General features: G+C 72.3%; 14 protein-coding genes. 5 read left to right on the top strand and 9 right to left on the bottom strand.

Going from position 1 to position 13,149, the window contains the following annotated elements; genetic code table 11:
* From C468_RS08165 to C468_RS08155, 3 genes are all read left to right on the top strand, one after another.
* On the top strand, positions 1–424 hold a 424-nt coding region (locus C468_RS08165; RefSeq protein WP_008848414.1), incomplete at its 5' end, for a helix-hairpin-helix domain-containing protein.
* Positions 421–750, top strand: coding sequence for a hypothetical protein (locus C468_RS08160; RefSeq protein ID WP_008848413.1), 330 nt, complete (start codon positions 421–423; stop codon positions 748–750). The genes C468_RS08165 and C468_RS08160, both read left to right, overlap by 4 nt.
* A gap of 76 nt (positions 751–826) precedes the next feature.
* Positions 827–1,300, top strand: a complete 474-nt coding sequence (locus C468_RS08155; RefSeq protein ID WP_008848412.1) for a universal stress protein — start codon at positions 827–829, stop codon at positions 1,298–1,300.
* A gap of 66 nt (positions 1,301–1,366) precedes the next feature.
* Here the strand turns inward: C468_RS08155 and C468_RS08150 are convergent, their stop codons facing one another.
* From C468_RS08150 to C468_RS08135, 4 genes are all read right to left on the bottom strand, one after another.
* The gene (locus tag C468_RS08150; RefSeq protein WP_008848411.1) at positions 1,367–2,023 is read right to left on the bottom strand and encodes a DJ-1/PfpI family protein; all 657 of its coding nucleotides are present in this window, start codon (positions 2,021–2,023) and stop codon (positions 1,367–1,369) included.
* 155 nt (positions 2,024–2,178) lie between these two features.
* A complete protein-coding gene (locus tag C468_RS08145) occupies positions 2,179–2,865 on the bottom strand; it encodes an SCO family protein (RefSeq protein WP_008848410.1) in 687 nt (228 codons plus the stop codon).
* Positions 2,866–2,939: 74 nt separating this feature from the next.
* Positions 2,940–3,827 carry a sulfite exporter TauE/SafE family protein gene (locus C468_RS08140; protein ID WP_008848409.1) on the bottom strand — a complete coding sequence of 296 codons (888 nt, stop codon included), beginning with the start codon at positions 3,825–3,827 and terminating at the stop codon, positions 2,940–2,942.
* 93 nt (positions 3,828–3,920) lie between these two features.
* Positions 3,921–4,424 carry a winged helix-turn-helix transcriptional regulator gene (locus tag C468_RS08135; RefSeq protein ID WP_008848408.1) on the bottom strand — a complete coding sequence of 168 codons (504 nt, stop codon included), beginning with the start codon at positions 4,422–4,424 and terminating at the stop codon, positions 3,921–3,923.
* A gap of 114 nt (positions 4,425–4,538) precedes the next feature.
* Between C468_RS08135 and C468_RS08130 the strand changes: the two genes are divergently transcribed.
* On the top strand, positions 4,539–4,886 hold the full coding sequence (locus C468_RS08130) for a DUF7471 family protein (protein ID WP_008848407.1): 348 nt from the start codon (positions 4,539–4,541) through the stop codon (positions 4,884–4,886).
* Positions 4,887–4,912: 26 nt separating this feature from the next.
* On the opposite strand, the gene C468_RS08125 is transcribed toward C468_RS08130, so the two are convergent.
* Genes C468_RS08125 through C468_RS08115 form a run of 3 tightly spaced genes read right to left on the bottom strand, consistent with a single transcriptional unit; the run spans position 4,913 to position 8,743 of the window.
* Entirely contained in the window at positions 4,913–5,776 is an 864-nt protein-coding gene (locus C468_RS08125; RefSeq protein WP_008848406.1) for a hypothetical protein, read from the bottom strand.
* Positions 5,773–6,582 carry an ABC transporter ATP-binding protein gene (locus C468_RS08120; RefSeq protein WP_008848405.1) on the bottom strand — a complete coding sequence of 270 codons (810 nt, stop codon included), beginning with the start codon at positions 6,580–6,582 and terminating at the stop codon, positions 5,773–5,775. Before C468_RS08120 ends, C468_RS08125 begins: the two co-directional genes overlap by 4 nt.
* Positions 6,575–8,743, bottom strand: coding sequence for a NosD domain-containing protein (locus C468_RS08115; protein WP_008848404.1), 2,169 nt, complete (start codon positions 8,741–8,743; stop codon positions 6,575–6,577). The genes C468_RS08120 and C468_RS08115 overlap by 8 nt, the downstream gene beginning before the upstream one ends.
* 105 nt (positions 8,744–8,848) lie before the next feature.
* On the opposite strand from C468_RS08115, the gene C468_RS08110 reads away from it, so the two are divergent.
* A complete protein-coding gene (locus C468_RS08110) occupies positions 8,849–9,418 on the top strand; it encodes a nitrous oxide reductase accessory protein NosL (RefSeq protein ID WP_008848403.1) in 570 nt (189 codons plus the stop codon).
* 67 nt (positions 9,419–9,485) lie between these two features.
* Here C468_RS08110 and carB read toward each other — a convergent pair whose 3' ends face one another.
* Both carB and C468_RS08100 read right to left on the bottom strand, forming a co-directional pair.
* Complete coding sequence (carB, locus tag C468_RS08105; protein ID WP_008848402.1) at positions 9,486–12,752, bottom strand: carbamoyl-phosphate synthase large subunit; 3,267 nt, start codon at positions 12,750–12,752, stop codon at positions 9,486–9,488.
* 181 nt (positions 12,753–12,933) lie between these two features.
* Positions 12,934–13,149 (bottom strand): hypothetical protein, encoded by a 216-nt coding sequence (locus C468_RS08100; RefSeq protein ID WP_008848401.1) that lies wholly within the window; start codon positions 13,147–13,149, stop codon positions 12,934–12,936.

Genomic DNA, 13,149 nt, shown 5'->3' with positions numbered 1-13,149 from the left:
CCCGGACGCCGCGCCGGGGGCCGTCGTCGAGCAGTTCCCCGAGCCCTACGCCGTCGCCGAACCCGGAGCGCCGGTCGACCTCGTGCTCTCCGAGTCGCCGGAAGACGAGCCGGACGCACCCGGCGACACGGCGTCGGGACCGGCCACGGCGTCGGAACCCGACCCGAAGTCCGACACCGACGCGGGCGACGAGGCCGACGACGAGCCCCGGGAACGGCTCGGCGACCGCGCCGAGCCGATCGCGCTCGAGGAGGTGTCAGGGATCGGCCCGACGTACGCGGGTCGGCTCCGCGAGGAGGGCGTTCAGCGCGTCTCGCGGCTCGCGGCGCTCGACCCGGACACCGTCGCCAAGATCACTCGCGCGTCGACGAGCAGGGCGGAGGACTGGATCGAGGAGGCGAAACGGATGGCGGCGGCCCGATGAGCGACGCAGACGGTGGCGGCCCGATGAGCGTCGCGGACCGGTTCGGCGCGTCCGTCGAGATCACCGGACCGGACCCCGAGACGGAGGGGTTCTTCTTCGTGAAGCGGCGGGACGAGGTCGACCACGACGCGTTCGTCACGGGGCTGCTCGGACTGGTGGGGACTGCGGACCGGCTGGTGCTCCACCACCGATCGGGGTTCGCCGTCGTTCGGCTCTCGCACGGGCGCGCACAGCAGTTGGGTCGGCTCCCGTGGGTCGACGCCGTCGGCGGGGTCCGGTTCGATCCGGAGCAGTTCGCGGCGATCGCGGGCGTTCCCGTCGAGTGAGGGTCGAGCGGCCCAATTCTCAGCTCGGTCATTCGCACCGACAGCGTATTTATCCCCCGTATGCAATTTGTCGGACATGACTCTCGTCGTGGTCCCGGTCCGGTTCCCGCCGTCGTCGCACTCCGAGGCGACGCTGCGGGAGGCCGTCCGCGTCGCCGAGGAGCGCGATGCCGATCTCACGGTCCTCCACGTTGACCTGTACCAGAACTCGGGCGGCGTCTCCCGCAGCGACCTGAAACGCGCCGTCGAAAGACGGATCGGGCCGCTGGACCGCGCGCGGTACGTCGTCCGCCGCGGGTTCCTCGTCGAGGAGACCATCTTGGAGGAAATCGTCGCCGAGGGCGCCGACGTGGTCGTCATCGGCTCGAAGCAGGTCGGACGCTGGCGACGCATGGTCCAGAAGCTCCTCTCGGACCCCGACATCGACGCCTACCTCCGGACCCAGCTCGACTGCACCGTGATCACGGTCGACGCCGACGGCGACACCACGACCAAGGAGGCCGAGGGGAACGACGCGGCGCCCATCCCCGACGACGGCGCCGACGACTGACCGGTCGCTATCGGCCGACGACTGACCGGTCGCGACCAGCTGAACAGCGCCCTCTTGCCGCCGTTCTCACTCTGCGTCCGCGACCGCGTCGCGACGCTCGTACTCGATGACGGTCGCGACGCGGTCGGCGATCGCCTCGCTGAACTCCCGCTCGACGAGGTACAGCGCGAGGTCGATCCCCGAGGTCACCCCGCCCGCCGTGAGGACGTCGCCGTCGTCGACGACGCGCGCGTCCACGACGGTCGCGCCCGATTCGCGAAGCTCGTCGACCGCGGAGGCGTGGGTGACCGCGCGCCGCCCGTCGGTGACGCCCGCCTCCGCGAGCAGCATCGCCCCGGTACACACCGCGGCGGTCCGGATGCCGGCCGTGTGGTACTCGCCGAGCACGCGCGGCACGTCGCCCCGCTGCGCCTCCGCCCACGCGCTCGCCGCCTCGTCGCGGGCGGTCCAGCCCCCGCCGGGCACGACGAGCAGGTCGGGGGCGTCGTCGGCGTCCGGGTCCGGGAGGACGCCGTCGACCCCGACTCGCGTCCCGTGGCTCGCGGTCACCGTCTCGCGCTCCTCGAGCGTGACGTACCGGACGCGCCCCGGTCGCGCTGCGCCGGCCGCGCCGTCGCCCGTCTCGCCCGCCGCGGCGTAGCCGAGCGCGTAGTCGAACACCTCGAACGGCCCGATCGCGTCGAGCTCGTCGAACCCGTCGTACAGCAGAATGTCGACGTTCACTGTCGGGGGCGTACGCGCCCGGTCGTCATGGGCGTTCCCCCGGTCGCCGCGCTTCCCCTCGGCGGCGCCCTCCGTTGCCGCGCTCCCACTCGGCGACGCTCCCGGTCACTCGTCGGCGAACCCCTTCCGCTCACTCGTCGGCGAACCCCTTCCGCTCACTCGTCGGCGAACGCCTCGACCACCGCCTCGATGTCGCCGGCGACGCGGTCGCGGTCGATCCGCTCGCCTCGGTAGGCCCGCTCGACGATCCCGTCGGGGTTGACGAGGAGCGTCAGGACGATGTGCTGGAAGTCATACCCCTGCAGCCGGTCGCTCTCGGTCGTCCGCTCGAACCCGATTCCGAGCCGGTCCTCCACCACGGTCTCCGCTCGCTCCGGGCTCTCCGGCCGGAGGTAGTGCCAGTTCCCCGCGTCGAGGTCCACCCCTATCGACTCGGCGTTGTCCCGGAGCGCTGCCTCGTCGTCGCGCTCGGGGTCGAAGGTGATCGGGAGGAACAGCGTCTCGTCGGTCAGGCCCGCGTCGGCGACGCGCCGTTGCACCTCGACCAGCCGACGGAGGAGGATCCCGCACTCCGCGGGACAGAAGGTGAAGACCCCGGTGACGATCGCGGTCCGGTCGACGGCCTCGCTGTCGATGGTGATCCCGGCGATCGGGTCCCGCAGCTCGAACGCGGGGAGCGGCTCGCCGTACGCCGGGTACGCGAGGTCCTCGCTGTCCGCGATCTGGTCCTCCTGCGGGTCGAGCACGACGCCCTCCGGCCCGCCGCCGAGCGCGGACGTGCACCCGGCGGCCGCGCCGGCCGTCGCCGCGGCGATCCCTCCGAGCAGCGCTCGCCGTTGCATACCGAAACCGACGGCCCACGGGCGCATAACCGGTCTGGTGCGGGCGTCGAACGGCGCTTCCCCGCCCCGATTCGTCACAATGGCGAGTAGTACGGGATCGGCGGGTGCGGCAGCGGAACCCCGAGCGTTGCGAGGCCGTGCTGGAGCGGGATGTACCCGAGCGCGACGAAGGCGACGCCCAGCGCGCGGTGGAGCCGCATCCGGGTGTCGACGCTCACAGACTGGAACACGGTCCCGAAGAGGAACAGCGCCGGCACGGTGCCGAGCCCGAGCGCGGCGAGCGCGGCCGCGCCCCCGAGCGCGCTCCCCTGCACGAACGCGTAGAGGAACGCCGGGTACAGCAGGGGACACGGCAAGAGCCCGTGCGCGGCCCCGAGCCCGACGATCCGCCAGTCGCCGACCCACGCGTCGACCCGGGGGACGATCCGACCGGTGACGACGCCCGACGCCGCCGCGACGCCCGGGACCGGGAGGCGCCGCAGCTCCAGCCGGATCGCGTACCGCAGCCCGATCGCGATGACGACCGCGCCGACGACCAGCCCCGTGAGCGCGTGGACGTCGTCGGCGACGGTCGTCACCGTCCGCGCCGTGACGAACGCGAGGCTCCCCGCGAGGCCGAACAGCCCGCCGATCGCGGCGTAGCTCGCCGTCCGGCCGAGGTTGAACAGCGCGTGTTGTCGCACCTGTCGCACGGTGAGGTCGTCGGTTCTACCGGCCCGCGTGCGCCTCGTTCGTCCGTCCTCGCCCCCGCCGTCGTCGGCCCGGAGCCGGTCCGCGTACGTCGTGACCAGCGGCCCGCACATCCCCAGGCAGTGGGCGCCGCCGAGGAGACCGACGAGCAGGAACACGCCGAGGCTCAGCGGTTCGGCGGAGTGGATCGTCCCGCTGGGCTCGCACGTCGCCGCCGCGGGGGCGAACGCCCGGCCGCCTACCCGGTCGACGACGAGCCCCAGTTCGCGCATGGTCGATCGGTGGCGCGGAACGGCCCTAACGGATCTGGTGCGATCGACGAACGCGGCGGCGAACAGGGGAGTCGGCGAGCGCGGGCGACCCGTTCACTCGAACAGGCTGTCGACGGTCCGGACGAACCGGTCGACGATCCGGTCCGGGAGCGACGCCGACACCTCGTCGAGGAGCGCCGCGGTCCGCTCGGGGCGCGCGAGCGAGAGGCGCAGGGGGCGGTCGTCGGACTTCTCGACGATCCCGCTCTCGACGAGGTTCGAGACGTGCCAGGAGACGGTGCTGCGCGCCAGGTCCAACTCGTCCGCGAGCGTCGCCGGGCGCGTCGGGCCGTCGGCGTGGAGCCGGACGAGGATCCCGCGAGCGGTCTCCCGGCGGAGGAAGGCGAGCGCCCGCCGCTCCCACGGGTCGAACTCCGGGTCGAAGTAGTGGGCGCGCCCGGCGATCCGCTCGACCGCGACCTCGTCGTCGCGGACGAGCCGACGGAGGTGGTACTGCGCCTGTCCGGTGGCGATGTCGAGGTCGCGGCTCACCCGGTTGAAGTGGACGCCCGGCGTGTCGCGGACGTGTCGACGGACCCGGGCTCTGGTGTTCGGCATGCGTGCTCGTCGTGAGCTACCGGATCGGCGGTTATAAGCGGAGCGGGCGTTCCCTCAGCCCGGGAGCGGTCGGGGAGTGTATTCTTGTCGCTGGCCGCAGTACGACTCGACAGCGTGATTCCGATTCCCCCGAGTGCGACCGTCGGAGGGTGGGGCGTAGAGGGGTCGCTGCCGCTGCTCGCCGTCGTGTTCGTCGCCGGCCTCGGTACCGGCCTCCTCTTCCTCGTGAGCCTCGTCGCGTACCGCCGCCGCCGGAGCGCGCAGTACGCCCTTATCAGCGTCGCCGTCGGTGCCCTGCTCGCCCGCTCTGTCGTCGGCGCGGGCACCGTCCTCGGCGTCGTGCCGATGCCGGTCCACCACTACCTCGAGCACAGCCTCGACTTCCTGATCGCCGCCGTCGTCCTCTACGCGGTGTACGCGCACGCGCCGGGGTCGGTGAGCGACGACGCGGCCTCGGAGTGACCGGAAGGACTACCTCGACCGCCGTCTCAGACGCCGAACCCGCTGCGAACGCGCTCGAGAGCGGCGTCGACGCGGCGGCCGTACGCCAGCGTCGCGCCCGCGACGACGGGGCCAAAGAGCGTCCAGCCGACGAGCGAGCCGACCGCGCGGCCCGTCGCGACGAAGCCGCCCTCCGGCGCGAACGCGACGCCGATCACGTGTTCGAAGACGAGGCCGCGGAACGCCCCGTTCGGCGTCAGCGCGAGCGCTCCCGGGATCGTCGCCGGCGACGCCCCGCCGCCGAGCGAGCGGAGCAGGAGGAGGTCGCCGCCGAGCACGCCAGCGACCAGCGCGAGGGCGCCGAGCGCGATCGCGCTCCGGCGGCTCGCGGCGAGCGCCGAGACGGCCGCCGCGAGCGACACGTACGCCGCGCCCAACAGGAGGACGAACGCGAGGAACCGGAGGAACAGCAGCGGCGAGTCGACGCCGGCGTGCGTCGCGAAGATCCCCGTGTCCGGCGCGGCGGTCAGCCAGACGCCGACGCCGACCACGGCGTACGGGACGCCGACCACGGCGACGAGCGCGACCGTCCGGGCCAGCAACACCCCGGCGACGTACTCGCCGACGCGGACCGGATACGTCCGGATCACCGCGAGCTCGCCGCTCGCGCCGTCGGCGAGCAGCGCGCGGTAGCCCAACACCACCGCGGCGAGCGGGACGAGCGCCTCCGTCGGGAGGAGCAGGTCGACGACCGCCGGCACGAACCCGGTCGCGCCCCCGCCGCCCGCCGCGAGGAGGCCGCTGACGGCGGCGAGCAGGCCGACCGCCAGCACGCCGTAGCCGGGGGTCCGGACCACCGTCGCGAGCTCGCGCCGGAACACGGTCGCGACCCCGGTGAGCGGGCCGGTCATCGGTCCGACACCCCCGTGACGTGAACGTCCGGCTCCGCGTCGCCGCCGTCGCGCTCGCCCTCCCCGTCGCTCTCGTCCTCGTCGTCGGGGCCCTCGCCTTCGTCTCCCGCCCGCGCTCCCGTCTCCCCGGCCGCGACGCGGTACAGCTCGCTCACGTCGGCGACGCCGCGTTGGTCGAGCAAGTCGTCCAGCGGTCCCGCGGCGGAGACGCTCCCGCGGTCGAGGACCACGACCCGGTCGGCGTGCTCGTCGACGAGGTCGAGCGCGTGCGAGGTGATCGCGACCGCGGTGTCGGCGTCGGCCCGCTCGGCCGCCGCCCGGAAGGCGCGCTCGCGCATCCCCGGGTCGAGGCCGCTCGCCGGCTCGTCGAGGGCGACGAGCGAGGGGTCGCCGAGGACCGCCTGCGCGATGCCGAGCAGTCGTCGCATCCCTCCCGAGAGCGCCTCCACGCGCCTGTCGCCGGCGTCGCCGAGGCCGACCCGCTCCAGCGCCGCGTCCGGGTCGTCGCCGACGAGCCGCGCGTAGAACGCGAGCGTCTCGCGGGCGGTGAACCCCTCGCGGAACGGGACCCGCTGCGGGAGGTAGCCGATCGGCTTCGGCCCGGTCGCGCCGGGGTGCCGGACCTCGCCGGCGGTCGGCTCCGTCGCGCCGACGAGGGCCCGGAGCAGGGTCGACTTCCCGGACCCGTTCGGACCGATCACGGCGGTGACGCCGGGCTCGACCGCGAGGGTAACCGAGTCGAGCACCGGGACGCCGCCGTACGTCCGCGTGACCTCCGAGAGGGCCGCGACGGGCTCGTCAGGCATCGCCGGGGCCCTCCGTCGCCGCCGATGTCGGTCGCGTCGCCGGACCGGCCCGCGTCGCCGATGTCGGTCGCGTCGCCTGACCGGCTCGCGTCGCCGATATCGGTCGCGTCGCCGGACCGGCCCGCGTCGCTCGTGGATCGATACCCCCGCCCGTCGCGTTGCGGTCGCGTGCGTTCATGGCTGCGTCCTCGTCTCCGCCCCCGCTCCGCTCGTCCAGTTCCGCGCGCCAGTCGGCGTGGACCGGCCCCGCCCCCGGATCGAGCGCGGCGTCGAGCCGGTCAGGCGAGTACGGCGCCGTCGCCGGCGCCGGGTCGATGATGCTCCCCGAGCGCGCGCCGGGAACGGTCCCGCGGAGGCGGTCGAGGAGGGCGACGGCCGGCGACTCGCGCACGGCGACGGCGGCGACGTGCCGGTGCAGCGCCCCGTCGACCGGAGAGGTCGGCCGGTACGCTCGCTCGCCGGGCTGGTGGGTCCCGACGTTCGCCCCCTCCCAGTAGTTCCCGCGGTCGCCGTCGGCCCAGACCCGGAGCGCGCCCGCGCCGGCGGTCGCGTGCTCCCCGTTCCCGACGAAGTCGTTCGCGACGACCCGGCTCGACGGGACGACCGTGGTCGCGCGGGCCCCCAGCTCGTTGTCCGCGGCCACGTTGCGCTCGTACAGCGACCCCCGCGAGCTGGTCGAGAAGCCGAGCTCGTTGCCGACGAGGGTGTTGTACCCGATGTACGCCCGGGTGCCGGACGCCTGCACCCCCGCGCTGGAGTTCCGCACGTCGTTGCCGACGATCGCGTTGCCCGACGGCCGCGTCATCACGGTGATGCCCGCGAACAGCTCGTTCCGGAACGCGTTATCGGCGAGCAGCGCGTCGCCCGTGTACATGAGGTGCGTCCCGTAGCGGTTGTCCGCGAACGTGGAGTTCCGGACGACCGAGCCGTCGGCGCGGTGGAGGTAGATCCCGTCGCGGCCGCCCTCGAACCTGCTGTCCGTCACCGTCACCCGCGACTGCATCCCCGCGATCCCCATGAAGCCGTCCTGCCACTCGTCCGCGCCGTCGACGCGGAGGTCACGGATCGCCGCGTGGGAGCCCTCGCGGAGGAGCAGGCCGCTCGCGTTCGCCTCGACCGTCACGTCGTCGACGACGAGCCCCGGCGCGTCGATCGCGCGGATCCCCGCGTCGCCGTGGCCGTAGCCGAGCTGGATGTTGGTGTCCCACACCTCACCGTCCTCGCGGCCCTCGCGCGCCGCCTCCGGGTCGCGCGTCTGGCCCCCGCTCCCGTCGACCGAGAGCCCGGTGAGCGCCACGTCCGGCGCCCGCACCGTGATCACCGAGCCCTCGCCGTCGCCGCTGATCCGCGCGCCCTCGCCGGCGATCGTCACCGACTCGTTCACCGTCAGGGTCTCCTCGTAGGTCCCCGGCGGCACGACGACGGTCGTGTTCGCCGGCGCAGCGGCGACCGCCGCCTCGACCGTCGGCGCGTCCTCCCCGACGACGACCGAGACCGGTCGGTCGGCGCGGCGCTCGGCGGCCGCGATCCGCTCGTCGGCGGCGTCCCAGCGCTCGGGGGCCATCGAGCGCACTGTCGCCGCCGAGTCGGTGTCGTACGACCGGCTCCGGACCGCCTCCCAGTCGACCGCCCGACCGCCGTGGTCGGCCGCGAACGCCTCGGCGGCCTCCCGCGTGCGGAACGGGACGACCGTCTCGCCGGCCGGGCTCCGGGCGTCGCTCCCGACGACGTAGACCGCCTCCGCCGCCGGCGTCCACTCGCCGGCGAACGTCGATTCGAACAGCCCGGTCTCGGTCGTCCCCGGCCGCGCGTCGTCGAACGTCTCGACGTAGGCGGCGATCGGGTAACCGAACTGGCGTTCGGTCCGGCCGTCCCCGAGCGTCGCCGCGAACGACTCGACGCCGTTGTACCCGACGACGTACTGCAGCTGCGAGTAGAAGACCTGCGTCCGCGGGACCCGAGCCGACCCGGCCATCAGCGCGTCCGTCTCAGAGGAGAGCCCAAGCTCGACGACGTCGTCGTAGGCGACCGGCGAGGGCGCGGCCGACTCGGGGTCGGCGGCGAACGCCCCCGCCGTCGCGACGACCGCGACGAGGAGGAGCGCGCCGAGCGCGATCCGGAGCGCCCGAGACGGGTCGCCGTAGGGGTCGAAAAGCGCCACGGACGACGTTCGAATCCCCGGGGTTTATCCGATCTGGTTCGTTCCTCGAACGGCGGACTGGATCGCTCCCGAGGGCCTAAGACGGTCGTTTCGTAACTATCACCCATGACCGAAAACCAGCGTCCGTCGGCGTCGCGTCGGCGTCTGCTCGTCGGGGTCGGCACGGGCCTCTCGCTCGCGGCCGCCGGCTGCATGGGAGACGAGAGCGCGTCGATCACGCCGGTCTCGCTCGACGGCGAGCGCGCGTGCGACGAGTGCGGCATGATAATCGAGGACCACCCGGGCCCTGTCGGGCAGATCCACTTCGAGGACGACGAGCCCGAGGGCGGCCGGCCCGGGCAGTTCTGCAGCAGCACCTGCACGTACACCTACCGGTTCGACGCCGAGGACGCGGGACGGACCCCGCTGGCGACGTTCCTCACCGACTACTCGGCGGTCGACTACGAGGTGTTCGAGGAGGGCTCCGACACGATGTTCTCCTCGCACGTCGAGAGCGAGACGTTCGCGCGGACGACCGAACTCACGGTCGTCGCGCGCAGCGAGATCGTCGGCGCCATGGGCCCCGAGCTGATCCCGTTCAGCGAAGAGGGCGACGTGGAGTCGTTCGTCGAGGAGTACGGCGGCGAACCGATGCCGGCCGAGGACGTCGAGCGGTCGACGCTGGAGGCCTTATAAATAGTCGCGAGCGGGCCGCACGGGCCGCGTATCGCTTATAAACCCATCCCGAAGTACCGTCCGTCGCCTACTCGGCGACGCCCCAGTTCTCGACGCGCTTCGGCCGGTCGGAGACGGCCATCACGTCGAGGTCGTCGTCCGCGTGCTCGATGGCTTCGAGCGCCGCCTTCGCAGAGGCGTGCGTCGAGAAGTAAGTGATCTCCTCCTCGACCGCGACCTCCAGCAGCTCGCGCTGGCGCGAGACGATGAGGTCTATCTCGCCGCGCCGCGCGGCGTCGATCAGGTCCGTCGCCTCGCTCAGTTCGAAGTGCTCGGCGTACCCCGCCACGAGGGCCTCGCCCGCCTCGGTGTCCGGGTCCGGGAACTCCTCGGCGGAGAGGTCGACGACGGCGGTGCCGGACTCCGGGATCGGCTTGCCCGTGGAGTCCTGCGCCTTGTCGTACGCCTTACCGAACGAGCGGGCCGTGCCCATCACTTCGCCGGTCGACTTCATCTCCGGGCCGAGACGCGGGTCCGAGCCCGGCAGGCGGTCGAACGGCAGGACGACCTCCTTCACGCTGCGGTGCTCCGGAATCTGCTCGTCGACGTCGAGGTCGGCGAGCGTGAGGTCGTCGGTCATCACCTTCGCGGCGAGCTTCGCGATGGGGACGCCCGTCGCCTTCGAGACGAACGGGACCGTCCGCGAGGAGCGCGGGTTCGCCTCCAACACGAACACCTCGCTGTCGGCGTCGTCGTCGCCGACGCCCGTCACCGCGAGCTGGACGTTGAGCAGCCCGACGGTGTCGAGCGCGCGGGCGATGTCCTCGGTGACCTCGCGGACCCGCGCCAGCGTCTCGTCGTCGAGCGAGCGCGGTGGGATCATGCACGCGGAGTCGCCCGAGTGGACGCCCGCGCTCTCGACGTGCTCCATCACGCCGCCGATCAGCACGTCCGCTCCAGGGCGAGACTCCGTCTCGCTTGCAGGCGCGTGTGACGCGCCGACGTCCGCGACGGCGTCGACGTCCAGTTCGACCGCGTCGTCGAGGAACTGGTCGACCAGGATCGGCTTGTCGGGTGAGACCCGGACCGCCTCCTCGATGTACTCCTCCAGCTCCGCGTCGCTCTCGACGACGCGCATCGCGCGTCCGCCCAGCACGTAGGAGGGGCGCACGAGGACGGGGTAGCCGATCTCGTGGGCCAGTTCAAGCGCCTCGCTCTCGCTCGTCGCGGTGCCGCCCTCCGGCTGGGCGATCCCCATCTCGTCCATCAGGACGTTGAACCGGTCGCGGTCCTCGGCGAGGTCCATCGCCTCGACGCTCGTCCCCAAAACCGAGCAGTCGAGCCCGCGACGGTCGAGCTCCGCCTCCAGCGGTTCGCCGATGTTCACCGAGGTCTGCCCGCCGAACTGCACCATCACGCCGTCGGCGCCGGTTGCCTCGGCGACGTCGGCGACCTCCTCGGCGGTGATCGGGTCGAAGAACAGCCCGTCGGAGGTGTCGTAGTCGGTCGAGACGGTCTCGGGGTTGTTGTTGACGACGTGGGCCTCGATGCCGAGCTCGCGGAGCGCCTGGATCGCGTGGACCGAGCAGTAGTCGAACTCGACGCCCTGCCCGATCCGGATCGGGCCGCCGCCGACGACCACCACGCTGTCGACGCTCTTGTCGACGACGAGCTCGCCGGCCGCGGCGTCCCCCTTCAGCGGTCCCCGCTCGAACTCCGACTGGCGCGCGGAGTAGTAGTACGGGGTCTCGGCGGCGAACTCGCCGGCGCAGGTGTCGACCTGCTTGTACGTCCGGCCGGGGACGTCCTCCTCCACGGCGTCGACCTCGGCCCCGCCGGCGAGCGCCGCGATCTCGGCGTTCGTGTGGCCCGCGGTGGCCGCCTGCGCGAACTCGCCGTTCTGGGCGGCCTGCGCCGAGTCGCTGACGCGTTTGAACCGCTCGAGGTACCAGGGCTTGATCCCGGTCAGGTCCTCGACGTCCGCCACGGTGTAGCCGCGGTCGAACGCCTCGAACATCGCGTACGGGCGGTCGGGCGAGGGGCGCTCGAGGTACTCGGTCTCCAAGGTGGCGTCGTCGACGGTCTCCCAGTCGACCGCCGGGTCGTACTCGGAGGAGCGGAGCGACTTCAGGAGGCTCTCCTCGAAGTTCCGGCCGATCGCCATCGCCTCGCCGGTGGACTTCATCGCGGTGCCGAGCTCGAAGTCCACGTCGTCGAACTTGTCGATGGGCCAGCGCGGGACCTTCGTCACCACGTAGTCGATCGCGGGCTCGAACGCGGCGGTCGTCTCGCCGGTGATCTCGTTGTCGATCTCGTGGAGGCGCTTGCCCAGCGCGACCTTCGCGGTGACGCGGGCGATCGGGTAGCCGGTCGCCTTCGACGCGAGCGCGGAGGAGCGCGAGACGCGGGGGTTCACTTCCACGACGCGGTACTCGCCGCCGGGGGTGCCGTCGTCGTGCCACGCGAACTGGATGTTACAGCCGCCCTGAATACCGAGGTCACGAATCACTTCGAGCGCGGCGTCGCGCATCTCCTGGTGGCCGTCGTCGGGGATCACCTGCGAGGGAGTCACGACCGTCGACTCGCCGGTGTGGATCCCCATCGGGTCGATGTTCTCCATGTTGCAGATGATGATACAGGAGTCGTCGGCGTCCCGCATCACCTCGTACTCGAGCTCGACCCAGCCCGCGATGGACTCCGTGATTAGCACCTCGCTGTTCCGCGAGAGGCGGAGCCCCTTGCGGACGCGCTCGACCAGCTCCTCGAAGTCGTCGACGACTCCGGAGCCGGATCCGCCGAGTGTGTACGTCGTCCGGGCGATGACGGGGAGCCCGCCGACCGCGTCGACCGCGTCCTGCACGCGCCCGCGGAAGGCGTCCTCGTCGAAGTCGGTGACCGACTCGCCCTCGTCGAGGGAGATGGTCGTCGACTTCGGCACCGGTTGGCCGAGGCTCTCCATCCGCTGCCGGAACAGGTCGCGGTCCTCCGTCGCGTAGATGGTGTCGAGCGGCGTCCCCATCACCTCGACGTCGTACTCCTCGAGAATTCCCTCCTCGGCGAGCTCGGCGGTGACGTTGAGCCCCGTCTGGCCGCCGAGCCCGGCGATGACGCCGTCGGGCTCCTCGATCCGGATGACCTCGCCGATGGCCTCCGGGGTGATCGGCTCAATGTACACCCGGTCCGCGGTGTCCGGGTCGGTCATGATCGTCGCCGGGTTCGAATTCACCAGGACGACGCGAGCGCCCTCCTCCTGAAGGGCGCGACACGCCTGTGCGCCGGAGTAGTCGAATTCGGCCGCCTGTCCGATCTGGATCGGCCCGCTACCGATGAGTAGAATGGTCCGGTCCTCGCTCATTATCGCGACGGAGTACGCTCATCGTAATAAGGTCGGCGATAGAATACGAATCTCGCAGCGAGTTTGCGATTTTCGCAAGGTATGTCGTCGCATGGCGAGTGCGAGCTAGTGACAAGGGCGTCGATCGGTCCGGAGGCCGGCCGCGGGAACGGGTCGGAGCGACTCAGCCGGCGCTCCCCGCTCAGGCCTCCAGGCGGTACCGGTACGGCCGATCGGCGATGACCTCGACCTCGCCGCGCTCGGCCCACCGGCCCAACACGGTGGCGACGCGGTGGGGGCTGTCGATCTCCTCGCACTCCCCGGCGAGCGCGAGGATCTCCCGCGCCGTCAGCGGCTCCTCGGCCTCGGCGAGCACGCCGCGGATCCGGTCGTACCGGTCGTATTCGCCGGCGCTCAT

It is taken from the genome of Halorubrum kocurii JCM 14978 (assembly GCF_000337355.1).
Classification (GTDB): domain Archaea; phylum Halobacteriota; class Halobacteria; order Halobacteriales; family Haloferacaceae; genus Halorubrum; species Halorubrum kocurii.
This window is presented reverse-complemented; position numbering and strand designations above follow the sequence as displayed.

Bases quoted from the DNA above. Each gene is read 5' to 3' on its own strand.
- C468_RS08160 (WP_008848413.1), top strand. From the start codon at position 421: ATGAGCGACGCAGACGGTGGCGGCCCGATGAGCGTCGCGGACCGGTTC.
- C468_RS08155 (WP_008848412.1), top strand. From the start codon at position 827: ATGACTCTCGTCGTGGTCCCGGTCCGGTTCCCGCCGTCGTCGCACTCC.
- C468_RS08145 (WP_008848410.1), bottom strand. From the start codon at position 2,865: ATGCAACGGCGAGCGCTGCTCGGAGGGATCGCCGCGGCGACGGCCGGC.
- C468_RS08140 (WP_008848409.1), bottom strand. From the start codon at position 3,827: ATGCGCGAACTGGGGCTCGTCGTCGACCGGGTAGGCGGCCGGGCGTTC.
- C468_RS08135 (WP_008848408.1), bottom strand. From the start codon at position 4,424: ATGCCGAACACCAGAGCCCGGGTCCGTCGACACGTCCGCGACACGCCG.
- C468_RS08125 (WP_008848406.1), bottom strand. From the start codon at position 5,776: ATGACCGGCCCGCTCACCGGGGTCGCGACCGTGTTCCGGCGCGAGCTC.
- C468_RS08120 (WP_008848405.1), bottom strand. From the start codon at position 6,582: ATGCCTGACGAGCCCGTCGCGGCCCTCTCGGAGGTCACGCGGACGTAC.
- C468_RS08110 (WP_008848403.1), top strand. From the start codon at position 8,849: ATGACCGAAAACCAGCGTCCGTCGGCGTCGCGTCGGCGTCTGCTCGTC.
- carB (WP_008848402.1), bottom strand. From the start codon at position 12,752: ATGAGCGAGGACCGGACCATTCTACTCATCGGTAGCGGGCCGATCCAG.
- C468_RS08100 (WP_008848401.1), bottom strand. From the start codon at position 13,149: ATGAGCGCCGGCGAATACGACCGGTACGACCGGATCCGCGGCGTGCTC.